This window comes from Alcanivorax jadensis T9 (assembly GCF_000756655.1).
GTDB classification, from domain to species: domain Bacteria; phylum Pseudomonadota; class Gammaproteobacteria; order Pseudomonadales; family Alcanivoracaceae; genus Alcanivorax; species Alcanivorax jadensis.
The window spans coordinates 144874-167564 of sequence record NZ_ARXU01000006.1 but is presented as its reverse complement, the minus strand read 5'-3'; the positions used below and the strand labels follow the sequence as shown (position 1 = coordinate 167564).

Sequence of the window (22691 nt, the reverse complement as noted above, 5' to 3'; positions counted from 1 at the left end):
AATATGTTAGGGTACTTTTTCTTTATGGGAAGAAAGGGAGCCACGACTCCGTGTCGAGATTACTGAAACCGCCTACCCTTATCGTGTCTTTTTCGGGCTGATTACTCGCCCATCCCCCGGTCCTGCGCGGCCACTCCTCTCCTTGTATTGTCATTACCGCATCTGCAAATACCTGTGTGCCAACACCAACAGGTGTCACGCTGTGATTTGACTTTACTTGGTCAATATTTAGTCTGTAAAGAAAATCAGAGAAGGGAGCATTAGATGAATAAGCGTGCTTTTGCAAAGCGCACTGGCTATTTGAGTTGTTTGCTTGCTGCGTCCATTCCCCTAAACGCCCACGCCGGTGCCGAACTGAGTGCCGGTGTCTGGTGGGTCTATCAATATGTCACTGATTCCGATTTTACCGGTGCATCGTCCGCCTTTGATGAGGACCTGGACAACACCACTGGTGGCAACTTTGCAGACCCGGCATTGATCCTCTATGCCGACGATGATGGCTCCCATGGGCCCTGGCGTTTCAGTGCAGAGGGGCGTCTCGGTACTGGCGGGTTCACCGATACCTCTAATAATAATTCCGGCGATACTTTCACCATGCACAAGGCATGGATCGGTTACGAATTTGATGACGACACCCTGCTGACCGTGGGGAAAAGCCAAGTGCCTTTTGGCTGGAAAACCGTCAATTTCTGGCCCGGTGAAGGGGTGTTGGGTGGTTATGGCGATCAGATGGATGTGGGCTTCAAGCTTAGCTCTTCATTGAATGCCTTTAACTACGATGTGGCCTATTACCACCAGGATGACTGGGGTGAAACCAGTACTGACACGGTCGATGACAACGGTCACTGGGGTAGCGCAACGACCTATCGGAAGATCAAGACCGGGGTCATCAATGGCGACTGGAACTTTATGGAAGGTCATACTGTAGGAGCCTCTTATCAGAAGGGGCGTCTCCAGGACCTGACGGCTGCCGTTGCCAAGGCACGGGATGATGAGGGTGATCATCAATCAGTAAATTTGCATTACACCTTCAACATGAATGACTTCACTGCCCGCTATCAGTTTATTGATGCAGAGCGGGACTTTGGCGGTATGGATGCGTTTTTGCTCGGTGGCACGGCACCCGCCGATGAAGAAGTGAAAACCCAGGTGCACATGGCTCAGCTGATCTACAACCAGAATCGCTGGAGCTATTACCTGGATGCAGGGGTGGCGAGTACTGATACCCGCGGTAACGACGCCGATGATGTGGAATTCTATGCGCCCGGCGTCAGCTACAAGTACGGACCTGGCTGGCTGTACCTGGAGTACCTGTGGTCTGATGGTGACGTGGATCGTAACGGTGATATTTACGAAGCAGACTTCCGTGCGGTCTACGCGTCGTTTGATTTTTATTTCTGATTGCCGGTAGCGGCCCTGCAGGGCCGCCTACTCGGGTTTAGATGATGAAGTGCGTTTTGAGGAGTGCATGTTTCGGGGAAGCGATCCCGACATCGTCCGGACCGACTGGCTGTAAGTTGCGGCATCCACTGCGCACCCTAAAGCAAGACGGATAACGGAGCTAAGATGAGTATTGATTACGAGACCGACTATGATGTCGGCCAGGATAATGTGCAGGTCATGGGGATGGATCTGCACAATCCTGTTTTCTTTATCAGTGCCTTACTGATTATTACTTTTGTGGTTGGCACTCTGGCATTCCCGGAAGCGGCCAACGGCATGCTCAATGGCGCCAAGGCGTGGGCCATTGAACATTTCGACTGGTTGTTCATGGTCAGCGGCAATATTTTTGTATTGTTTTGCATTGCCCTGGCCGTGATGCCCACCGGTAAAATTCGGTTGGGCGGGCAGAAAGCCAAGCCGGAATTTTCCACCCTTTCCTGGTTCGCGATGTTGTTTGCTGCGGGCATGGGGATTGGCTTGATGTTCTGGAGTGTGGCGGAGCCGGTGGCTTACTACACCGATTGGTATGGCACACCGCTGAGTGTGGCGCCCAATACAGAGGAAGCCAAGCATCTGGCTATGGGCGCAACCATGTATCACTGGGGGCTTCACCCATGGTCTATTTATGCAGTGGTAGCGCTTTCATTGGCCTTTTTCGCCTACAACAAGGGTATGCCGCTGACGATCCGCTCCGCCTTCTATCCTATTCTGGGTGAGCGTTGCTGGGGCTGGCCAGGTCATATCATTGATACGCTTGCAGTTGTCGCCACCATTTTTGGTCTGGCCACGTCCCTTGGCTTGGGTGCCCAACAGGCTTCCGGTGGTTTGCACTTCCTGTTCGATACGCCTAACGCGATCAATATGCAGCTGGCGGTTATCTTCGGCGTGACCTCCATTGCGGTGATATCAGTGATGCGAGGGCTAGATGGGGGTGTCAAACTCCTCAGTAACATCAATATGATGTTGGCGTTGTTCCTGTTGCTATTCGTGATTGTTGCGGGCCCAACATTGCTGATCATTACCGGGTTTGCCACAACAGCGGTGGATTACGTGTCGAATATTATTCCGCTGAGTAACTGGATTGGTCGTGAGGATGACACCTGGTTCCACGGCTGGACGGTATTTTACTGGGCGTGGTGGATTTCCTGGTCACCGTTTGTCGGCATGTTCATTGCGCGTATTTCCAAAGGCCGCACTGTACGGGAGTTCATTACCGCTGTTCTGCTGGTGCCTACCATCATCACTATTATCTGGATGTCGACCTTTGGTGGCACCGGTCTGGATCAAGCGGTGAATGGCGTCGGTGAATTGTCCAATGGCATTGGTGATGTGTCCCTGGCATTTTTCCAGATGCTGGAGAACCTGCCGTGGTCCGGTATTATTTCCTTCATGGCAATCACGTTGGTGCTGGTCTTCTTTGTGACCTCTTCGGATTCCGGTTCATTGGTGATTGACTCCATTACCGCTGGCGGCAAGCTGGATGCACCGGTACCCCAGCGTGTATTTTGGGCAGTGATGGAAGGCGTGATTGCCGGCGCTCTGCTTTACGGCGGTGGCAAGGAAGCGCTGAAAGCCTTGCAGTCTGGCTCCGTGGCTACGGGCTTGCCGTTCACATTTGTGCTATTGCTGATGTGCGTCAGCCTCTACATGGGGCTCTCCGCAGAGAGTAAGCGGCTCAAGTCCCTCAAGGCGACTTGATTGTCACAGCAAGGAAAGAAAAAATGCCCGCATCAGCGGGCATTTTTTTGGGTGATATAATGACCTGGCAGGCCACGGTTACCGGTTTTACTCAGGATCAGCAGCTGGATTGGGTGATGCTGTTGTCATGCGGTCATCGCCAGCATGTCCGCCATCAGCCACCGTTCATAAACCGTCCCTGGGTGACCAGTGAGGCTGGGCGGGACCGGCACTTGGGTATGGCGGTTACCTGTACCCAGTGCCAGCGGGGCATGCCGGTTCCTTCAGACAATGACCGGTGAGCTACCCTCGCGCAGCCGGGTGTGGCGGTTGATGGTGTGCTGCAGGCCGAACAGGGACGGCAGATGCGGACCGATCACCCCTTTGCCGGTGGTCAGCAGGGCACCGCTCAACGCCCGCTGGGGATCCGCCCAGCAATAGATGCTGATAAAGCCAAGGTGACCGAATGCACGGGGAGCGCCGGGGCCGAACATGCCCATGCCCCGATTTCCCAGCATGAAGCCGCTGGAGAAATTCAGGGGGATAAACAGGCTTCGGTCGAAGCGCGGGCGGTGATAGGCCGGTTGCAAGGCGCGAGCAACGGTCTCCGCCTTGAAGATCTGCTGGCCGTTGTAGTGGCCACCGTTGAGCAGCATCTGGAAGAAGCGACTGGCTTCCTCGGCGGTGGCGTAGAGGTTGCCCGCTGGCACAATGATGTCCTGAAAGCGGTCATCATTGGTTACTTCTACTACCTCATCGATGCTGCCGCCCACCGCGTAGGTGAGGAACAGGTCGACCAGTTTCATAGGGACGCCAGTGGAGACATCCCGGGCGCGCTCAGCGCCGGTCTGTCCAAAGGTGAAGTACTTCATGCCCATGGGCTGGCGGATCACCCGGTCCAGGGTGGCATTGAGATCTTCGCCGGTAACCGCCTCGACAATGGCGCCGAGGATAAAACCGGCGGTGATGGCGTGGTAGGCCTGGGTGTTGAGGCCGCTCGGTTTGGCCTCGCACAGCAGATCAATGATCTCCTGGGGGCGGTACAGGATATCCGGCTCTACCTGTGCGGGCGGGCGGGGTATGCCGGCCTGATGGGTCAGCAGGTGGCGAATGGTAGTGCGTCCCTTGCCGTTCTGGCCGTATTTGGGCAGGTAGCGGGTGACCGGGTCATCCAGGTCCAATTGCCCGGTTTCCACCAGATGATGGACCATCATGGCGGCCACCACCTTGGAGGCGGAAAAAAGGCAGACCGGGGTGTCCGGGGTCATGATCCGCTGACTCTCCGGGTCCGCATAGCCGATGCTGCGGTCCAGCATGATTTCGCCGTGGCGACGCAGGCACAGGCTGATGGCCGGGCTCATGCCGCCCCGGTAAAGCTTGCGGGTGGCACGCCAGATGGCGTCCACCTGTTCAGATCCCATACCGGTTTTTTCCGGCGGCGCTTCCTGCCCCTGGCGAACAAGGCCGTCCAAGCTGCGAGGAATGGGGGTGCCGTGTTTGCTGAGCAGGCGGTTGATGCGCGGACGTAAAGCCATAAAAGTCTCTGGTAACAAGTCGTGCCGGACCCGAAATGACGGGATAAGTATCAATATAGTGTTTATTGTGAAAGGACGACATTGTCCACGGAGACGGCTCCCCTGCAATGGTCGCCCGTGCCATCATGATGGCGCCAAATCACAATATTTTGGCCGTACCGGCCGGTGGGGCTGCGGTACACTGTCAGGTAACCGCGTATGACAGCCGCAGGTTACAAGACTTTGTGTCCCGCGCCTTGGAAGATCAAGGTGCACCCATATTCAGAATAACAGCGGCATTTTTCAGGAGGTTACGTGAATACCATCAAGCAGTCCGATTTTCAGAGTTTCGCCGAATTCTATCCCTATTACTTGCAAGAGCACGGTAACCCCACCTGCCGCCGACTGCATGTGGTCGGGACCACGTTACTGCTGCTCTTGCTGGGGGCCATCATTGCCGGGGCGTTGAGTGCTTGGTGGCTGTTTGCGTTGCCGGTGGTGGGGTACGGTTTTGCCTGGGTAGGCCACTACTTTTTCGAAAAGAACCGTCCCGCTACCTTCCAGCATCCCTGGTACAGCCTGATGGGTGACTTTGTCATGTACAAAGACATCCTCACCCGCCGTATTGATTGGTAAATAACCGCATCAGGTACCAGACTTCGCGCGCTTAACGAGCGTGTTGCCTGGTGCCTGTCAGCACGCAGCGTTGCCATGACCGCAGTTGAGTATTTTCAGCCTGGTAATCACAGACAGGATGACGGCGAGCTTCCCGATCTGGATTGCCGGGAACATATCGATGCCATGGTGCATGGCTTCTATCGCCGGTTGCTGGATGACCCGGTGATGGCGCCCATGTTCCTGGACGTGGCCGCTATCGATTTGCAGCAGCACCTGCCGACTATCTGTCAGTACTGGTACAAGATGCTGCTGGGCGAGAATGACTACCGGCGCCACATGATGGCAAAACACCGGGCCCTGGATGACAAGCAGCCCCTGACCGGCGAACACCATGAGCGCTGGCTGCAGCATTTCATGAACAATCTCGACGGCCGTTTTGCCGGTCCTTACACCGATCGGGCAAGGCATATTGCCTTTCGGGTGATGGATAATCTGTACGCGCAGTTGAGCAAAAGGCGTGAGTTGAAAGTTTAAAGTTCAAAGTTGCAACGCGGTGGATGTTCGCTGCCAAACGGAGAGCAGGGCAGCCGCGCTGCAATGCAGGTGAAAACTTCTCTACGAAGCCACTGTAGGAGCGCCGCTTGAGGCGCGAACAGCCACGGTAATTCGCGCCTCAAGCGGCGCTCCTACACCCGATTTTCCTGAAAGCGTCTGAACGCGACCTTTGCCCTTGTTGCCAGGGAAAGCCGTGACCGCATTTCAACTTTCAACTGCGTTTACCCGATCACCCCGTCCGCCTTCAGCGCCGCAAACTCCTCGTCACTGAGCCCCAATTCCTCGCGTAATACCGCGTCGTTATGACTACCCACCTCACCGCCGGGCCAGCGGGTTTCGCCAGGGGTGTCTGCCAGTCGTGGAGTGATGGCGGGTACCTTGAGCGGCTTGCCGTTGATTTCCACCTGCTGGAACAGACCCCGGGCCTGGAAATGGGGGTCGTTGAACATGTCGGCCACGGAGTAGATGGGGCCGGCGGGGACCCGGGCCTCTTCCAGCAGAGTCAGTACTTGCTCGCTGGGCAGGCTGCGGCACCAGCTGTCCAGGGCCGTGTCGATCTCTGTCTCGTGTTCCACCCGACCGGCGTTACTGGCCATGGCCGGGTTGTCTGCCATATCCGGCCGGCCGGCGGTGGTCATCAGGCGTTTGAAGATGGAATCGCCATTGCCGCCGATCACCACGAACTTGCCGTCGGCACAGCGGTAGGTATTGGTGGGGACGATGCCGGTGACGGTGGAACCCGCTGGTTCGCGAATCACTCCGGCGCCATCAAATTCGGGGATCACGCCCTCCAGCAGGTTGAAGACGGATTCATACAGGGCCACATCCACCACCTGGCCCTTGTCGCTCTTTTGCCGCTCAAACAGGGCCAGCAGAATCCCCAGGGCCGCGTGCAGGCCGGCGATGGTGTCGCCCAGGGACAGGTTGGGGCGTACCGGACGTTCGCCGGGGAACCCATTCACGTACCGCAGCCCGCCGATGCCCTCGCAAACCGACGCATAGCCGGGCTTGCTGGCGTAGGGGCCGGTCTGTCCGTAGCCGGAAATCCGGGTGTAGATCAGGCCAGGATTGTCCTCGGCGAAGCTGTCCGGGCCCAGGCCCCAGTTTTCCATGGTGCCGGGGCGGAAGTTCTCGATCACCACATCGGCGTTGCCCATCAGCTGGCGAACCAGTGCCTTGCCCTGATCGGATTTCAGATCCAGGGTCACGGATTTCTTGTTGCGCCCCAGGCTGCGCCACCAGTAGGAGGTGCCGTCTTCATCGAGTTTGCGCCAGCCGCGAATGGGGTCGCCGCCGGGCGGCTCCACCTTCACCACATCGGCACCGAAATAGGCCAGCAGGGTGCCGGTAAAGGGGCCAGCCAGCAGCTGGCCCAGTTCGATAACACGGACACCGTCCAACGGCAGGCGGCGGGATGAGAGTTCGGGCATGGGGTCTCCGCGGTGGTTCATTCAGTGAGTCGAAAGCCTAACGGATTCGGTCTGCCAGGGGCAGGGGGCTGGGTGACGCCTGCGGGTTGTCGAGCGGTGAATTTTGTCATCCGGGCTCGGGCCTATACAATCCGCGGCCAGCCATGAGGAAAGCCCATGACCCCGGAACGTTATCATCGTATCTGCGACACCCTGGATCGCCGCCAGCCTGATCTCACTGTGATCATGGATGGAGTCCACAAGCCCCACAATATCGCTGCCATTGTGCGCACCTGCGATGCGGTGGGCATTCTTGATGTGCACGCCATTCTGCCCAATAACCGGGCCCGCATGGCCGCTGGTACTGCCATGGGCTCCCAGCGCTGGGTGCAGGTGCACAAGCGTGACGAGAGCAGCAGTGTGATTCGTGAATTGCAGGGGCAGGGCGTTCAGGTGCTGGCGGCCCATTTGTCCGATACCGCAGTGCCCTATCGGGAAGTGGATTACACCCGGCCCACCGCCTTGCTGCTAGGCACTGAAAAGTTTGGTGTCAGCGATGAAGCGGCGGCGGCGGTGGACCAGCACGTGGTCATTCCGATGATGGGCATGGTGGAATCGTTCAACGTGAGCGTGGCAGCGGCCATTATTCTGGCGGAAGCCTGTGAGCAACGTCGCGCCAAAGGCTTCTATGACCAGCCGCGTATTGAGGCGGCCCGCTATAGCGAGCTGCTGTTCCGCTGGGGCCACCAGAAAATTGCCCGTCTCTGTGATGCCGAGGGTATTCCCTATCCGGCGCTGGACGACGAGGGGCAGGTGAAGGACAGTGCCGCGCTCACGGCACTGTTGCGACAGAGGCACTCACCGGACCCAGAGGTATAGCCTTGGGCGCGTGACTGACCTGCCAGTGGAAGTCGGCGGCGCCGCCTTCGCCCACCCAGGCCGGGAACCACAGGGTGTTATCCATGGTGGCGTAGCGTAGCCGGCGGATATCAATGTCCCGTTCCTCGGCCAGTTCCACCATGCGTTGCAGCACTTTGCCGTGGTGCACCTGATCCACCTGCTTGGTGGTATCCAGTATGGCCTGGCGCATCAGGCTATTGAAATCATCGCGAGCGATACCGGAAAAATTCATCCGGTTAAGGTCGGCCAGGAACGCGTCAGCCAGAGCCGCTACCGAGGGAAAACGACCTTCCTTTTTTAGTTCCCTCAAGCGCTGGTTGACCACCTCGTCGTACTTGTCAAAGGCACCGTCTTCCTCCGCATCCGCCAATGCCAGAATGGCTTCGCCAAGGCTGTCCATGTCCAGATAATCCAGTTTGGGGATGCCACCAAGCAGATCAATGACCGTGCGCGGCATGCCCTCACTCTCAAAGCCCAGTCGCGGGGTGGCACCCGGGTGGCGCTCGTACTTGGTGGTGCTTGCCTTGTCGTCCTCGTAGAACATGTTCATGGACATGCCATCGAGAAAGGCATCGAACAACCCATCAGGCACTACTGGCATATGGTTGCTGAAAAACATTTCCCAGCCCTGATTGGAATCCATATGCAGCCAGTCCCCGGGTAGTCGGGTCGCGCCGAGAGTATGCTCGAAATCGTTCATCTCACCATCGACGATACCGTATTGGCCCTTGCCATAGACGGAATCATAGGTGATCCGCGCACCCTCCAGGTTGTGGAAGTCGATGGCAAAGTGGATGCGGGGTTCGCGCAGGAACATCAGGAAAAATTTCAGTACCTTGACGCTGCCAATGGCAAAGCGGGAAGGAATAGTCACTGACTGTTCGTAGAAATCCACCTGGAATTTCTGGCTGAAAAACGTTGGCATGAAGGCGTACCAGATGCGCGCCTTGACCAGGATCGAGGCCCTGACTGCGCCGTCCCTGACGGCAACGGGGGTGGCCTTGATGTTTTTGCGGGTATCCAGGTCCACTCTCAGGTTCTGGTTGAAAATCCCGGTGCTGATGTTCACGTAAATGTTGTCGATAACATTTACGTCCTTATGTGGGCCAAGCCGGGGGGACATGCCCTGGATCTGGGTGAAATCCTTGGCGTCGTAGTCCATCTGCATCAGCGTGGTTTCGATGCGACCGTTTTCCAGATCCACCTGCACATAGTCTGCCCGCGAGCGTTCGCTGTTATTGCGCACCAGGTAAATATAGCGGGGCTGGTTTCGTGGGGAGTCCAGGCGGATTTCTTCCAGCATGCTGCCTGCCTTCAGCTCATGTTGCTGCGGATCAAAACGGTCCCAGCCGCCGTCACGGAACATGAAGGCCAGCTCGTCGAAATCATCAAAAATACCCGGCTCGCCTTCCGGTTCGTGATCATTGTGGCCATCGATCCAGATCAGGCCGGTCTTGTCGAACTCGTCAATCTGGAAGGGAATCGGAATCAGCTTGCCCGCGCGCACGGCCATCAGTGACAGCTCTTCGGTAGGGATGCCGTTATGTTCTGCCAGCTCGAAGCCCTTCATCTCCATGGGGTAGAGGTAGGTGAACTGGGTGGTATCCAGAGCCTTGAGAGTACGATCAAGCTGGTCGGTGGAAATATTGCGCAGTCCTGAGGCCCAGCGGCCCATGGCGCTGGGGTCCGCCTTGTAGAAATCCAGGAAATGCTCAAAGTAGGGATCGGGGACGCCCTCGGTCCAGATTTCCCGTGCCTGTAATGGGCTCACCAGGGTGAGAAGTAGGGCGGTGAGACCGATCCATGCCTGTCTGCCGGTCATTTTGTTATTCTCTTGGACGATTTTGGATTGGCGAAACAAGGCCCTAGGGTATGACAAGCAATCAGGAAAGAGTAGGCCTTGCCGCCTTACATGAACGGCTCCACCGCGTATTACCGGCGGTATCCCTGGTCTGCCAGGCTTTACCTAAGACACCACAGATCCGTTTATGGCTACTGGATGAGCTGTTTCCCGAAAAGGCCCTGGACCCGCACATCGTCAATGCGATTATGGAAGAACCGCCTTACTGGTCGTTTTGCTGGGCGTCTGGCCAAGTGCTGGCAGAGTTTCTGTTCGCGAACCCTGAGTGGGTAAAGGGGCGCTGTGTGGTGGATGTGGGGCCCGGCTCCGGGGTGGTGGCGATTGCCGCGGCTATGGCCGGAGCGGGTCGGGTGATTGCCTGCGATCTGGATCAGGATGCACTCAATGCCACCGCCCTCAATGCAGCGGAAAACCGGGTGAATGTCGAGCTAAGCCAGGATCTGGATAGTGCCCTGGCGGTGGCAGATCTGGTGACCGCGGCGGATATCCTCTACGACCGGGAAAACCTGCCACTGCTGGCCCGCTTCCAACAGGCGGCCCAGGTGCTGCTGGCCGATTCCCGGGTGCCGGACCTGAACCCGCCCGGCTACCAATTGCTGGGGCAGTGGCAGTCCTGCACCTGGCCGGATCTGGGGGAATCCAGCGAGTACAACGGGGTGAGAGTGTTTGCCTCGGAACCGTCGCTCTGAAGCAATGTCAGAAAAGCAGTACGGCGTTGCTATCCGCCCCGAGCGGCCACTGCATTCGCTGTATGGTGGTGGGAAGGTCTCCACTGGCGATATCCTTTTTTATTGTTTTCTCAGCACAGGAGGAACGACGTTGTTGAATACCAAAAAACCGCTGCAACCCGTTGTCTGGGTACTGGCACTGTGTGCCATCGTTTTTTCGCCAGCACAGGCGGCATTGCCATCCGCCACTAGTGACGGCCAGGCGTTGCCATCGCTGGCGCCCATGCTGGAGGAGACCTCTCCGGCGGTGGTCAATATTGCTATCGAAACGCGGATTCGCACTGCCCGAAATCCACTGATGGAAGATCCCTTTTTCCGCCGTTTCTTCAACATTCCCGAGCATCAACAACGAGAGCGCCGTGCCGCCAGTGCCGGTTCGGGCGTGATTGTGGATGCCGAGGCGGGGTATGTGCTGACCAATGCCCATGTGGTGAAGAACGCGGATTCCATTGAAGTCACTCTTACCGACGGCCGCGAGTTGTCAGCAGAATTGGTCGGTACCGATGAGGAAGTGGATCTGGCGGTACTCAAGCTGGAGTCGGCCAATGATCTGACGCAAATCGCTATTGCTGATTCCACCGGCTTGCGAGTGGGCGACTTCGTTGTGGCGATCGGGAACCCCTTCGGGCTGGGGCAGACGGTTACCAGTGGTATTGTCTCTGCGCTGGGTCGAACCGGTCTGGGGATTGAAGGCTACGAAAGCTTTATCCAGACCGATGCGTCCATCAATCCGGGCAACTCCGGTGGCGCTTTGGTGAACCTGCGCGGCGAATTGGTGGGCATCAACACTGCCATCATCGCTCCCGCCGGCGGCAATGTAGGTATCGGTTTTGCCATCCCCACGGAAATGGCCGAGAACGTGATGCACCAGCTCATCGAGCATGGTGAAGTTCGCCGCGGCGTGCTGGGTGTTACCGTTCAGGATCTCACTGCCGAGCTTGCCGAGGCCTTTGGGGTTGATCGCCAGCGCGGTGTGGTCATCACTCAGGTGCTAGAGGATGGTGCCGCGGAGAAGGCCGGCATCAAGAGTGGAGATGTGGTGATTGCCGTAGACGGCCGCCCGGTGAAGCGGGCGGCGGATCTGCGTAACAAGGTCGGCATGGCGCCGGTGGGTGAGAAGGTGACGCTGACCGTCCTGCGTGATAGCAGAAAGCGGGAGATGACAGCGGTTATCAGCGAGTCATCCCAGCAGGCCTCCAGCGGGGAGTCTGTTTCCAAGTACCTGCAAGGCGCCAGCCTGCGGGACCTTCGCAAAGGGGAACTGCAGCACGCGGACAGCGGCGTACTGGTGGACGATGTGAAACAGGGCTCTCCCGCCTGGCGGGCCGGGTTGCGCCGTGGCGATGTGATCATCAACGCCAACCGTCAGGATGTGGTGAACACGGCGGAACTGCGTAATGCTATCAGTGACAAGGATGGCACCCTGCTGTTGCGGGTGAATCGTAACGGCGGTGTGTTCTTTGTAGTGATCCGCTGATTGGTTGAGTTGAAAGTGCAAAGTTGAAAGTGAAAAAGCGCGGGCGGGTCTGGTGTGTAAACCTGCCAGGCTGTGCCCGCGTTTCATTTCTGCAAAAGCGCTGATGGCGCTGTAGGAGCTATGCTTGCATGGCGAACCTTGGCCAGAGAAACCGGATCGGCTGCTAGTATTTCACTGCCAGGCTGGTCATTCCACAAAACTCACTCTTCAAATTTCCCATGCCGTCCGGCGCCTTGCCGGAAACGTTCGGCGCCACCAATCGCTTCTTCGAATACCACCGGGTAGCCGCCGGCGCCTTCCTGGCGCAGGGCTTCCTCCTGCGCCAGGTCCCATTGTCGATAGGCTGAAAGCCGGTCGGCCTGCAGGCAGCGTTGCGGGAAGGCGGCGATTTGCCGGGCCAGGGTGATGGCTTCATCCAGTGCTGTGCCGTCGGCCACCACCCGGTTGGCCAGGCCGATCTGCAGGGCTTCATCGGCCGCCACCGGCCTGCCGGTCAGAATCATATCCATGGCCCGGCTGTGGCCAATCAGGCGAGGCAGACGCACGGTACCACCATCGATCAGGGGCACGCCCCAGCGCCGGCAGAACACACCGAACGTGGCCGACGTTTCTGCCACTCTCAAGTCACACAGCAATGCCAATTCCAGTCCGCCTGCCACCGCAAAGCCGCTTACGGCTGCAATCACCGGTTTGCTCAGCAGCATACGGGTAGGGCCCATGGGCCCGGGGCCGCTGCCGGCCTCGTCAATCTCATTGCGTCGTTGCGGATCAGACAAGGCGGACAGATCGGCGCCGGCGCAGAAGTTGCCGCCAGCGCCGGTGAGGATGGCCACCTTGAGATCGGTGTTCTGCTCAAAGGCGTCGAAAGCGGTACGTAACGCATCCGCGGTGGGGCGATCCACCGCGTTACGCTTGTCGGGGCGGTTCAGGGTGATAATGAAAAGGTCGTCGCGGGTTTCGGTGATTACCGGTTGTTCAGTCACAGGGCTATCCGTTATCTGCCGTTTCCCGCATCTAACCATAAAAGAAACCCAAAAGGGGAGCGGCGGTAGTCACTGCTCCGGTTTTCAGTAGGCCAGAGTGAAGCGCTCACGTTCGTGTTGCGGGTGATCCTCTTCACCCAGCAGTGCTACGGCCTAACCAACCCTGTACGGAACGGCTGTTGCTCTAGTCGTCCACCAGCAGGTCGTCATTGCCCGATCAGCACTGGCGGGAGTGTCGATCAAAAGCGTATCTGCCGCCACCCGCAGAGCTCCGGCGCGGCCGACAATCGCCAGGCGAGGATCTCTGTGATGGCGGATTCCATTGCCGCCGAAGCGCTGGAGCGAGGCGATCAAAAGAGAGTTCTGTCAGACTGGTCGGCGACCTGCAGGGCAAGTATGCGGTCTACCCGCCGGGGCGCGAGGCTCCGACCAAGATGCGGGCTTTTGTGGAATGTCTGATCGAGCGGATATGAAATGAATTATGTGAAGAGTTATGAAGAAGAAACCCTCAATCGCGAGGAGGTTGAACAACGGCCGGGCACCTGGGTACTGGAATTCGGCGCCAACTGGTGCGGCTATTGCATCGCCGCTCAGAAAGACATCGAAACGGTGCTGTCACCGATGACCGAGGTGCACCACGAAAAAATTGCCGATGGCCCTGGCCGCCCTCTGGGTCGCAGCTACCGGATCAAACTGTGGCCTACGCTGATCCTGATCCATGATGGCAAGGAAATAGACCGGGTAGTACGGCCCACCAGCGCCGAACAAATCCGCCAGCTTTTCTCGTAGGAGCCTCGCTGGCGGCGCGATAAAAAAGACCAGAATCAAAAAAATATTTACCACAGAGGGCACAGAGAACACAGAGAAAAACCTGTCTTTTCCTCAGTGTTCTCTGTGCCCTCTGTGGTAAATACCGCTTTTCAGGTTTTGGATTTATGCACTTCGTGCACCCTACGGGCCGCCCTAGCGGTCGTTACCTGCACTTCGTTCCGGTTCGCGCCGCCAGCGACGCTCCTACGCTGGGTCAGGTGCCGCGTCCAGCACCACCTTGCCCACAGACTGTCCTGAGCGCAGTAGTGCTAAAGCCGTATGGGCATCGTCAAAGGCAAAGCGATGGCCTACATGGGGCGGGGGCAGGGGAATGGTTTTCAGCTCTTCCAGCAGCGCCTGCATTTTCCCTTTCTGTTCCCATAACCAGATCAAGTTGAAGGCCAATACGGAACGGTTGCTGCTGATCATCGCCATCACGTCGTAGCGGGGGCGGCGCAGGTAGCGCCAGGCGGCTTTCAGGTAGTTGGGGCGGTTTTGGCTGGGGGTGAATTCGGCGGCGCCGAAGACCACCAGGCGGCCCATGGGGTTGAGCGCGTTGAAGCTGGCGGTCTGAACCTGGCCGCCGATGGCATCCAGTACCAGGTCGAAGTGTCGATTATGTCGTTGCAGTTGCCGGGCGAAGTCCGGCGCCCGAACCAGCACATCCTCGAATCCTTGTTGCCCTAGCCAGGTGGCTTTTTCTTCACTGCCTACCGTGCCGGTGGCGCGACCGCCCAGCGCTTGTACCAGTTTCATGGCTTGCAGGCCCACGCCGCCAGCGGCGCTGTGTATCAGCACCTGTTGGTCCGCTTGCAGGGCGCCGAGATGGGTGAGGGCGTACCAGGCGGTCAGGGTCTGTGCCGGCCAGGCGGCGCCCTGGGCGTAGTCCCAGTCTGCGGGTAGCGGGATCAGGTACTCCGGCTCGCTGTCGATAACGCTGGTGTAGCCACCGAAACGGGTGACGCCCATGACCCGATCGCCCACCCCAAACCTTTCCGCCTCTGGGCTGACTTCCTCTACCTCGCCGGCAAACTCCAGGCCGGGGATAAAGGCGCCCTGCGGGGTGGCGGAATACAGGCCGGTGAGGGCAAAAATATCGGCAAAATTCAGGCCGACAGCATGCACCGTGATGCGGACATGGTTGTTCGCAAGGGTGGGCAGCATGCCTGTATGCAGGGTCAGCCGCGCCATATTGCCGGCGCGGGCTGTCTGCCAGTAACGAAAAGTGCTCATCCCAGACTCCGACCTGAATCCATGGCTTCATCGCGGCGCCTGACGCAACCCTTTGTCGCCACAGGGGGTTTTTCTCAGTCGATCGTATTCCCTGATACGATACTTCTTCAAAAAATCCCCTGTGACAACAAATTTTTACGCCATGCATCCACGCTGAAGTCACGGATTCAGGTCCGACGCAAAAGCGGGAGTATGGGGTGGGGCAGGACAGAGCTCAACGGGCTTATTGCAGGGCCTTGTTGAGCGGCTGGTCGGCGCTGAAACGGCCACCACCGGAAATGGCCAGTGACACGCTGGCGGCCAGCAGGGCCAGACCGAACTCGTAGCCGTTGTTGCTCATGAACAGGCCGTTGTCGAGGTGTACGGTGACGATGGCCACGATCATGGTAAAAGCCAGGGCCACTGCTGCCGGGCGGGTGAGCAGGCCGATCAGCAGGGCCAGGCCACCAAGGAATTCGGCGCTACCGGCGCCCAGAGCCATCAGGTAGCCGGGTTCCAGACCAATGGACGCCATCCATTGACCGGTGCTTTCCAGGCCATGGCCACCGAACCAGCCAAACAGTTTCTGGGCACCGTGAGCCATGAATATGATGGCCACTGGCAGGCGCAGGGCCAGAGGAGCGAAGCTGTTGTCGGTATCGGTCAGGGAGGCAAGCAGGTTTTTCATGGGGAACTCCTTTTCAATTAAATGTTGCTAGTGACGCGATGGGAGTATTTAAGCATCAAAAGAAAAGTAAGAAAGTGCGTTATTAAGTTGTTTTTGTTCTGATAATTAGATGTATTTTTCTGTGGTGGCGCTTTTCTTATTCCGGGCTAAACGGTTGAATGGCGGACAACAATATTTATTCACTGGGAGTAGAGATGGTCAACAATCCGGATATCGGCAAGCTGGTACTGCGTCTGACGTTGGGGTTACTGATGCTGTTGCACGGTATCAGCAAGTTGCAACACGGGGTGGGCTGGATTTCAGGAGAGCTGGCGTCTCATAACCTGCCTGGTTTTCTGGCTTACGGGGTATTTATTGGCGAAATCATTGCGCCGTTGATGGTGATACTGGGAGTCCATACCCGTATTGGTGCGGTGCTGATCGCGGGCAATATGCTGGTTGCCATTGTGCTGGTGCACATGGGCGAGGTATTTGCATTGAGCAAGACAGGTGGCTGGGCATTGGAGTTGCAGGGGTTTTTCCTGTTCTCTGCCGTTGCCGTCTTCTTCCTGGGGGCAGGCAAATATGCCATCAGAAAGTGATCGGCGGTAAGTCGGGCTCTTTTCCCTTCAGTATTGTTCAAGGCCGCACCGATCAGGAGACGGCCTTTTTCTTTCAGGCTTGCCGTTTAGGTGCAGTAGCGACCGTACTGGCTTAGCGCCTTGCTGCTGTGCGGATCTACCAGATCCACCCACACCTGCATGGAAGCCTGATCCCGGGTGTTCTGCAGATTGGTGAAATCGCCGGCAACAATATCGCCTTTCAGGGTGTCGCCCGCCTGGGGAGTGGTGCCGTCCAGTTGCTTCACTAGTACCATGCCGCCTCGGGTGTTGAGTAGCATGTATTCGCAACTCTGACTGAGGATGACGGTGGCCTGTTGCTGATTGGCGTGCGCGGTCTGTCCGAGCAACATACAGCCCGCCAGACCGGCACCGAGCAAATGCAGTTTGAGTGCTGACATGGTGATCCCTTCCTTTTTTATTGTTACACCTACACCTTACGTCGGCGTACCGGCCCGGCCTGTTGTGCAATGTCGGTAAAGCTGTAACCGGGGTGTAGTGTTTTTTTACATTCCATCGTCTTTTGATGGTGGCACAGGCGATGTCACCGCAACATCATCGTTATGTCTCTTTATGCAGTAGGGAATTCGGGCGATGAAAGCCGGTGTGAGTAATAGGAAAGGCAGGGTTGATTGGGAAGCGTCGAGCAAGGATCAGAGACAAAAAAGCCGCACCCGAAGGTGCGGCTTTTAGGTTGGCAAGGCTGCCGGGAGAGAGGTTATTTCAGCTCCTTGGAGCTTAGCCCCAGTACCCGACGGGCGATGACCAGTTGCTGAATTTGCTGGGTGCCTTCGAAGATATCCAGAATCTTCGAGTCGCGGGCCCATTTTTCCAGCAGTTCGTCTTCGGTGTAGCCGATGCTGCCGGCCAGTTCCACGCAGCGCAGAGTGATCTGATTCCCCACGCGTCCGGCCTTGGCCTTGCAGATGGAGGCTTCCAGGGTATTGGCCTTCTTGTTGTCAGCCATCCAGGCGGCTTTCACCGCCAGCCAGTAAGCCGCTTCCCAGTCCGCTTCCATCCGGTAGATTTCGGCTTCCACCGCGGAGCAGTTGTCTACTGGCTTGCCGTAATCATAGGTCATGCTGTCCTTCAGCAATTCCTTGATGCGCTCCAGTGACGCCTTGGCACAGCCGATGGCCATGGCAGCGACCAATGGACGGGTGTTGTCGAACGTCTCCATGACCCCGGCAAAGCCCTTCTTGGTATCCACTTCCGGGCTGCCTAGCAGGTTTTCCGCCGGTACACGACAGTCGATGAAGTTGATGGCGGCGGTGTCGGAAGCGCGAATGCCGAGCTTTTTCTCCAGACGCGCCAGCTCCATGCCCGGGGTGCCCCAGTCCACCACAAAGGATTTGATGGCTGCACGGCCCAGTTTTGGATCCAGCGACGCCCACACCACCACACAGTCGGCGCGGGACCCGGAGGTCACATAGATCTTCTCGCCGTTCAGCACATAGTGATCACCGTCTTTTTTGGCGGTGGCACGAATGGCCGCAGAATCGGAGCCGCAGCTGGGTTCGGTGATGGCCATGGCGGCCCACTTGCCCTTGAAGCGCTCCAGCTGCTCGTCGTTGGCCACCGCAGCGATAGCCGCATTGCCCAGGCCCTGGCGGGGCATGGCCAACAGGAAGCCGGTATCGCCGTAGCACATTTCCATGGCACCCAGGCAAACGCCCATATTGGCGCCATTTTTTATGCTGCCGTCGTCCTGCACCTTGCCGCTACCGGTGGTGGCAGCGCCGGCGGAGTTGGCCGGATCACCTTCGTTGAAACCATCCAGTACCGACGCCAGCATATCCAGCTCTTTCGGATATTCGTGCTCGCCACGGTCATACTTGCGCGAGATCGGGCGGAGGGTGCTCTGGGCCACCTGATAAGCGTTGTTGATCAGGGGTTTGAACTTCTTGGGAATTTCGATATTCATGGTTGTCTCCCTCCTTACAGGTGCAGGCCGCCAAAGGCGACACCGATGGCACGCAGATCCCGGTACCAGCGCTCCACCGGGTATTCATGGGTGAAGCCGTGACCGCCCAGCAATTGCACGCCGTCGGTGCCGATCTTCATGGCCTTGTCCTTGACCAGGGTGCGCGCCAGATGCGCTTCACGCTGGAAGGACTTGCCCTGCTCGGCACGGCTGGCCGCGCGGTAGGTGAGCATGCGCATGGAATCCAGCTCGATGGCGATATCGGCAATCATGAAGGCTACCGCCTGGCGGTAACTGATCGGCTCGCCGAAGGCGGTGCGCTCGTTGCAGTAGGGCACCACATAGTCGAGCACGGACTGGCAGGTACCGATGGCCAGGGCACACCAGGCCAGGGTGCCCAGGTCCACAAAGGCGCGGTAATCGAAATCACCGTTACCCAGGCGGTTTTCCACCGGCACGCGCACATTGTCCAGTTTCAATGGACGCTGGCCGCTGGCGCGGATACCCATGGAGGGATCATCGCCTGCTACCAGGCCGTCGCTGCCACCTTCGACGATGAACACGGCCGGGCCGTCATCGGCCTGGGCGGCCACCAGAAAAATTTCTGCTTCGGCGGCCAGCGGTACCAGGGATTTTTCCCCGTTGAGGACATAGCTTTCACCGTCCTTGCGGGCGGTAGTCTTGAGTGCCATGGGGTCGAACAGCGGATAGGGTTCGCACACAGCGATGGTGGCCTTGGGCGGGCTTTCTTCCGCGAAGGTGCTCAGGTACTTGTCCTGCTGTTGCGCGGTGCCCCACTGGGTGAGGGCATTGGCAACGCCCATGGGGGCAAGGATGGCTACCGCCTGCCCCATGTCACCGTGGGCCAGATCTTCGGCAACCAGCATGCTGGTTACGGTGGAACGTTCGCTGGCAGCGCCGCCGAGAGCTTCCGGCACGGCAAAATAGTTGAGCCCCAGTTCCAGCGCCTGGGCAATCACCTCGTCGCTGGTCTTCTGGGTGGCATCCGCTTCTTCGGCCTGATCACGCAACACATCGCGGGCAAAAGACTGCACGCTGTCACGGATCATCTGCTGCTCGTCGGTGACGCTCAGATCGAAAAGGTCGCGGGTGTGGCCCGGTGCGTTCAGCCGTTCCGGTTTGTTGCCGGGGTTGCTTGACTTGAAAGTGCGGGCAGTGGTGGTAAGCACCTGAAAGCCGCTTTTGGTGAGCGTGTAGGCAAGCCGTTCCACGGTCTTGCGCATGCCGATCTTGTCCAGCACTTCCGAGCTGGCCAGACGGTTAAGCGCGGTCAGCGCATAACCAACTGCATCTTTTGCCATGAGAGTTCGCCTCGTTGTTGTGTCTATTTACACTCGATTATGGACCGGAGAGGCTCAGTCACATTGACCAGTGTGACCGATGGGTCGGGCCAAGTGGCAACCGGGAGGCGCTGTAGACCTAGCCACAGCGGGCAGGAAAGGGTAGAGGCGGGCGGCTACGAGCTACGTAGCTACGCTGGTTGGATAGGGAAAGGTTAGAAAGTTCCCAAGACCTCGGCATTTCTACGAAGCCGCTGTAGGAACGTAGCGCACCGGAGTAACGCACGTAGTTCCGTGCGGCCCGAAGGGTGAGCGAAGCGAATAATACCTCTCGAGGTGCGAACCGCGCTTGCGCGGAAATCGACTGCAGGGCGATCAGGACTGTCAGTGCTCGACAGGTCTTGCCAGAAAGAATGGCGCACAGACCTTCGCTCTCCTCCGCCTCGCGACGCTCGGTTCGCACCTCAAGCGGTGCTCCTACACCTGCCTTCGCGGGCAGGGCGCTATTCGATTAGCACGGCCCAGCCCGCATTGCAGCTTGTAGCGTGAGGCTTGCCGCTGCCCTCAAAGATTCTCGTAACGATTCATATCCAGAACCGCTGCCTCGCTGGGCTCGTGCTCTTCCAGATAGCGGGTCAGGTCGTGGAAGTAGGTCCAGAACTGCGGATGGGTACGGCGGATGCCGAAGCGGGAAGCCAGTGCAGTGAAATCCTTTTCTTTCTTCACCGCTTGCATGGCAGCCACGAAGTCATCCACCTCATCGGCCTGCACGTTGAACATGAAGTTGGGGTAGCTGGCCAGTACGCCGGGGTAGATCGTCAGGGTATCCAGCGGTGGCTGGTAGCGCAGGGATTCCCCCAACATGAAGGCCACATTGGTGTGGGCCCGATTGCGAATCAGGGTATAGATTTCCCGCTCGCCGTTTTCATTTTCCACCCGCAGCATGGTGACCTCGGGCATGAAGTGTACGGCTTGCAGATCCTGCGCCTGGGTAGAGGCAATACCGACCAGAGTGGTTTCCGGCTCTTTTAACCAGTCCGCAATATCATTGCGGTGACAGTCTTCCCCATCGCAACGATTGATCGGGTCCGGGCGGGCGTTGATGGCGGCAAAACGTTTCAGTAGACCATCGTTGAATTCATTGACCGGGGTATTGGTTTGATACTGGATGCCGGTGGGGTGTGTGGTATCCACCGACGCATAGCTCACATACAGGCGCAGTTTGCCGGTGTTCTGGTACCAGTTTTCCACCACTGGCTTGCGAAGCTCGCGGGGGAAGTAACGCAGGGTGTTCTGCTCCGCTCCATTACGAATCAGGTCGAAGTAGAGACGGGTCTGGGCCTGGTGAGAGACGGAACCAAACACATTGAAGTTTACCACCAGGTTGTAATAGCTACGCTCAAACAACGGATAATCCATGACCCAGGTGGTCAGTGGCAGGTCGCCGATCAAGCCTTTTCGTACCGATGAATTATCATGGTGACGGAAGATGGTCAGCAGGGCGTTGCGGTTTTTGCCGTCGCCGTCCCAGAGACTTTCCCAGGCGGGGCCCTGTGGGTCTTTTTCCCCGTAGGCCTGGTGCCGGGCTTTGAGATATTGATTGCGATTGCCGCTGTATTTGAGCCACTGGGGACCAAGTGCCAGAAGCTCCTCATCCTGGCCGGGAAGACCGAGTAATCCACTGACCTTGGCGCGGTAATTATCATCGGTGATATAGAGGTCATGGTCCGGGTCCTGGAACACCGCCCAGAAGTGATCGCGTATCACATCGGTGGCTATCTGGCCCCGACAAACCGGCCCGCGGATAAAGGTGCGGACAAAGTATTCCGCCTCATCCAGCATAAACTGGTATCGGGCTCGAGCCGGAATGTCCGAAAAGGTCTGAAAGGGGTTGGCGCGTTGTTCGTAACTGTACCCCGGTAGTGTTTCCACTTCCCAGTCGCCGGCAAAAAACTGCTCCCGGGTACGGGCCAGCTTTTTGTCGTTCAGCGCAAAGGTGATGTGGGTTTTGTGGGCCAGGCTGCCGCGAACCGGCACCAGCCGGTACCAGAAGTGCTCGGGAGGCATGTCGTTGGGGCGCACGCTGTCCAGCGGTTTCAGGGGCTCGCCCGGCGGAGTGCTGGAGCGATACAGGGTGAAGAAATGATCCGGTTTGTCTCCACTGTTATCGTCGAAATACAGGTGGGCGAGAAACAGGTGTTCGAACAGCCAGCGGGCCACAAGTTGATGGCGCTTGTCTGGCTGGTTAAGCATTTTTTCCCAGGCCTGGATTTGTCGTTGCTCGTCTTCCGACAGATCAAAGGTCTGGTAAGACAGCGGAGCGCCCTGCTTGAGCCACTGGCTTACGGTGGCGAATTCCTGATCGGTGAGGCCGGTGACGGCCAGGGGCATGCCGCCCATGGGATGCTTGTCGGCGTAGTCGGCAAATTCCTCTGGTTTGGGGCAGGCATTGACTCGCTGCAATCCCAGAGTGATGTCATCCGGTAATTTTTCGTTGTCGGCAAAACGATGTTTCCTGCCCAGCTCAAGCATGTTGTAGAGCAGTGATGATTGCATGCCGTCGGTGCTGTCGATGACGGAAAAGAAATCCTTTTCTCGCCATTGGGCGGTGGTCAGCGCGTCCTGAAACAGCCGGGTAGGCGCCACGGATTCGGTGCGGGCACCGTTGTAGACCTTATCTTTACTGGCGCCACGATCCAGTCCCTCGGGGGCTTCCAGTTTCAGCTGGCAGGGGGCGTCGTAGCAGCCGTGGCAGGCCAGGCATTTGTTTTCAAAAATGGGCTGGACGTCGGTCTGATAACTGAGGGAGCGCTCGGCAGCGACAACAACAGGGAGGAACAGGAACAAAACACTGAGCAGGGGCAATTGGACACGATATTGTTGCAGCAAGAGCATTTCACTGTCTCCCTGTGAATTTGAATCAGTCTAGCTGTGCCTGCCTGAAGTGGCTACGGTTGTGTCTCCGGGTGGGGGTAAACCTTGTAAAAGGAGG

The 22691-nt window shown here is 57.9% G+C and carries 20 protein-coding genes; 10 read left to right on the top strand and 10 right to left on the bottom strand.

The window, feature by feature from the left end:
• Window positions 1-264 precede the first annotated feature (264 nt).
• The 3 genes from T9A_RS09950 (at window position 265) to T9A_RS09940 (ending at window position 3422) form a co-directional block, all read left to right on the top strand.
• Window positions 265-1401 (top strand): hypothetical protein, encoded by a 1137-nt coding sequence (locus T9A_RS09950; RefSeq protein ID WP_035247808.1) that lies wholly within the window; start codon window positions 265-267, stop codon window positions 1399-1401.
• A 165-nt stretch (window positions 1402-1566) separates the two neighbouring features.
• On the top strand, window positions 1567-3141 hold the full coding sequence (locus T9A_RS09945; protein WP_035247806.1) for a BCCT family transporter: 1575 nt from the start codon (window positions 1567-1569) through the stop codon (window positions 3139-3141).
• Window positions 3142-3164: 23 nt separating this feature from the next.
• On the top strand, window positions 3165-3422 hold the full coding sequence (locus T9A_RS09940; protein ID WP_332248866.1) for a DUF3565 domain-containing protein: 258 nt from the start codon (window positions 3165-3167) through the stop codon (window positions 3420-3422).
• On the opposite strand, the gene T9A_RS09935 is transcribed toward T9A_RS09940, so the two are convergent.
• Window positions 3405-4655 carry an EstA family serine hydrolase gene (locus T9A_RS09935; RefSeq protein WP_035247805.1) on the bottom strand — a complete coding sequence of 417 codons (1251 nt, stop codon included), beginning with the start codon at window positions 4653-4655 and terminating at the stop codon, window positions 3405-3407. The genes T9A_RS09940 and T9A_RS09935 overlap by 18 nt on opposite strands.
• Window positions 4656-4949: 294 nt before the next feature.
• Between T9A_RS09935 and T9A_RS09930 the strand changes: the two genes are divergently transcribed.
• A complete protein-coding gene (locus T9A_RS09930; protein ID WP_035247803.1) occupies window positions 4950-5270 on the top strand; it encodes an Mpo1-like protein in 321 nt (106 codons plus the stop codon).
• 75 nt (window positions 5271-5345) lie between these two features.
• Window positions 5346-5786: a group III truncated hemoglobin gene (locus tag T9A_RS09925; protein WP_052042783.1), complete on the top strand. Its 441-nt coding sequence runs from the start codon at window positions 5346-5348 to the stop codon at window positions 5784-5786.
• Between the two features lie 242 nt (window positions 5787-6028).
• On the opposite strand, the gene T9A_RS09920 is transcribed toward T9A_RS09925, so the two are convergent.
• Complete coding sequence (locus T9A_RS09920) at window positions 6029-7237, bottom strand: CaiB/BaiF CoA transferase family protein (protein ID WP_035247795.1); 1209 nt, start codon at window positions 7235-7237, stop codon at window positions 6029-6031.
• A gap of 156 nt (window positions 7238-7393) precedes the next feature.
• Between T9A_RS09920 and trmH the strand changes: the two genes are divergently transcribed.
• Window positions 7394-8095, top strand: coding sequence for a tRNA (guanosine(18)-2'-O)-methyltransferase TrmH (trmH, locus tag T9A_RS09915; RefSeq protein WP_035247792.1), 702 nt, complete (start codon window positions 7394-7396; stop codon window positions 8093-8095).
• Here the strand turns inward: trmH and T9A_RS09910 are convergent.
• Window positions 8049-9938, bottom strand: a complete 1890-nt coding sequence (locus T9A_RS09910) for a hypothetical protein (RefSeq protein ID WP_035247789.1) — start codon at window positions 9936-9938, stop codon at window positions 8049-8051. The genes trmH and T9A_RS09910 overlap by 47 nt on opposite strands.
• 50 nt (window positions 9939-9988) lie before the next feature.
• On the opposite strand from T9A_RS09910, the gene T9A_RS09905 reads away from it, so the two are divergent.
• Both T9A_RS09905 and T9A_RS09900 read left to right on the top strand, forming a co-directional pair.
• A complete protein-coding gene (locus tag T9A_RS09905) occupies window positions 9989-10666 on the top strand; it encodes a 50S ribosomal protein L11 methyltransferase (RefSeq protein ID WP_035247786.1) in 678 nt (225 codons plus the stop codon).
• Window positions 10667-10799: 133 nt separating this feature from the next.
• Window positions 10800-12182 carry a DegQ family serine endoprotease gene (locus T9A_RS09900; protein WP_035247970.1) on the top strand — a complete coding sequence of 461 codons (1383 nt, stop codon included), beginning with the start codon at window positions 10800-10802 and terminating at the stop codon, window positions 12180-12182.
• Window positions 12183-12382: 200 nt separating this feature from the next.
• On the opposite strand, the gene T9A_RS09895 is transcribed toward T9A_RS09900, so the two are convergent.
• Entirely contained in the window at window positions 12383-13165 is a 783-nt protein-coding gene (locus T9A_RS09895; RefSeq protein WP_035247783.1) for a crotonase/enoyl-CoA hydratase family protein, read from the bottom strand.
• Between the two features lie 474 nt (window positions 13166-13639).
• Here T9A_RS09895 and T9A_RS09890 point away from each other — a divergent pair, with 474 nt between their 5' ends.
• Window positions 13640-13954: a thioredoxin family protein gene (locus T9A_RS09890; RefSeq protein ID WP_035247780.1), complete on the top strand. Its 315-nt coding sequence runs from the start codon at window positions 13640-13642 to the stop codon at window positions 13952-13954.
• Window positions 13955-14179: 225 nt separating this feature from the next.
• On the opposite strand, the gene T9A_RS09885 is transcribed toward T9A_RS09890, so the two are convergent.
• Window positions 14180-15208: a zinc-binding dehydrogenase gene (locus T9A_RS09885; protein WP_035247778.1), complete on the bottom strand. Its 1029-nt coding sequence runs from the start codon at window positions 15206-15208 to the stop codon at window positions 14180-14182.
• 223 nt (window positions 15209-15431) lie between these two features.
• Entirely contained in the window at window positions 15432-15875 is a 444-nt protein-coding gene (locus T9A_RS09880) for a DoxX family protein (protein WP_035247776.1), read from the bottom strand.
• 158 nt (window positions 15876-16033) lie between these two features.
• Between T9A_RS09880 and T9A_RS09875 the strand changes: the two genes are divergently transcribed.
• On the top strand, window positions 16034-16456 hold the full coding sequence (locus T9A_RS09875) for a DoxX family protein (RefSeq protein ID WP_232222069.1): 423 nt from the start codon (window positions 16034-16036) through the stop codon (window positions 16454-16456).
• Between the two features lie 86 nt (window positions 16457-16542).
• On the opposite strand, the gene T9A_RS09870 is transcribed toward T9A_RS09875, so the two are convergent.
• The 4 genes from T9A_RS09870 to T9A_RS09855 form a co-directional block, all read right to left on the bottom strand.
• Entirely contained in the window at window positions 16543-16875 is a 333-nt protein-coding gene (locus T9A_RS09870) for a hypothetical protein (protein WP_035247774.1), read from the bottom strand.
• A 317-nt stretch (window positions 16876-17192) separates the two neighbouring features.
• A complete protein-coding gene (locus T9A_RS09865) occupies window positions 17193-18398 on the bottom strand; it encodes an acyl-CoA dehydrogenase family protein (protein WP_035247762.1) in 1206 nt (401 codons plus the stop codon).
• Window positions 18399-18412: 14 nt separating this feature from the next.
• Window positions 18413-19720 (bottom strand): acyl-CoA dehydrogenase family protein, encoded by a 1308-nt coding sequence (locus tag T9A_RS09860; RefSeq protein ID WP_035247760.1) that lies wholly within the window; start codon window positions 19718-19720, stop codon window positions 18413-18415.
• A gap of 543 nt (window positions 19721-20263) precedes the next feature.
• A complete protein-coding gene (locus T9A_RS09855; RefSeq protein ID WP_084573466.1) occupies window positions 20264-22594 on the bottom strand; it encodes a fatty acid cis/trans isomerase in 2331 nt (776 codons plus the stop codon).
• Between the last annotated feature and the right edge of the window lie 97 nt (window positions 22595-22691).

Bases quoted from the DNA above. Each gene is read 5' to 3' on its own strand.
- T9A_RS09950 (WP_035247808.1), top strand. From the start codon at position 265: ATGAATAAGCGTGCTTTTGCAAAGCGCACTGGCTATTTGAGTTGTTTG.
- T9A_RS09910 (WP_035247789.1), bottom strand. From the start codon at position 9,938: ATGACCGGCAGACAGGCATGGATCGGTCTCACCGCCCTACTTCTCACC.
- T9A_RS09925 (WP_052042783.1), top strand. From the start codon at position 5,346: ATGACCGCAGTTGAGTATTTTCAGCCTGGTAATCACAGACAGGATGAC.
- T9A_RS09940 (WP_332248866.1), top strand. From the start codon at position 3,165: ATGCCCGCATCAGCGGGCATTTTTTTGGGTGATATAATGACCTGGCAG.
- T9A_RS09870 (WP_035247774.1), bottom strand. From the start codon at position 16,875: ATGTCAGCACTCAAACTGCATTTGCTCGGTGCCGGTCTGGCGGGCTGT.
- T9A_RS09880 (WP_035247776.1), bottom strand. From the start codon at position 15,875: ATGAAAAACCTGCTTGCCTCCCTGACCGATACCGACAACAGCTTCGCT.
- T9A_RS09865 (WP_035247762.1), bottom strand. From the start codon at position 18,398: ATGAATATCGAAATTCCCAAGAAGTTCAAACCCCTGATCAACAACGCT.
- T9A_RS09885 (WP_035247778.1), bottom strand. From the start codon at position 15,208: ATGAGCACTTTTCGTTACTGGCAGACAGCCCGCGCCGGCAATATGGCG.
- T9A_RS09905 (WP_035247786.1), top strand. From the start codon at position 9,989: ATGACAAGCAATCAGGAAAGAGTAGGCCTTGCCGCCTTACATGAACGG.
- T9A_RS09945 (WP_035247806.1), top strand. From the start codon at position 1,567: ATGAGTATTGATTACGAGACCGACTATGATGTCGGCCAGGATAATGTG.
- T9A_RS09860 (WP_035247760.1), bottom strand. From the start codon at position 19,720: ATGGCAAAAGATGCAGTTGGTTATGCGCTGACCGCGCTTAACCGTCTG.
- T9A_RS09875 (WP_232222069.1), top strand. From the start codon at position 16,034: ATGGCGGACAACAATATTTATTCACTGGGAGTAGAGATGGTCAACAAT.
- T9A_RS09855 (WP_084573466.1), bottom strand. From the start codon at position 22,594: ATGCTCTTGCTGCAACAATATCGTGTCCAATTGCCCCTGCTCAGTGTT.
- T9A_RS09935 (WP_035247805.1), bottom strand. From the start codon at position 4,655: ATGGCTTTACGTCCGCGCATCAACCGCCTGCTCAGCAAACACGGCACC.
- T9A_RS09920 (WP_035247795.1), bottom strand. From the start codon at position 7,237: ATGCCCGAACTCTCATCCCGCCGCCTGCCGTTGGACGGTGTCCGTGTT.
- trmH (WP_035247792.1), top strand. From the start codon at position 7,394: ATGACCCCGGAACGTTATCATCGTATCTGCGACACCCTGGATCGCCGC.
- T9A_RS09890 (WP_035247780.1), top strand. From the start codon at position 13,640: ATGAATTATGTGAAGAGTTATGAAGAAGAAACCCTCAATCGCGAGGAG.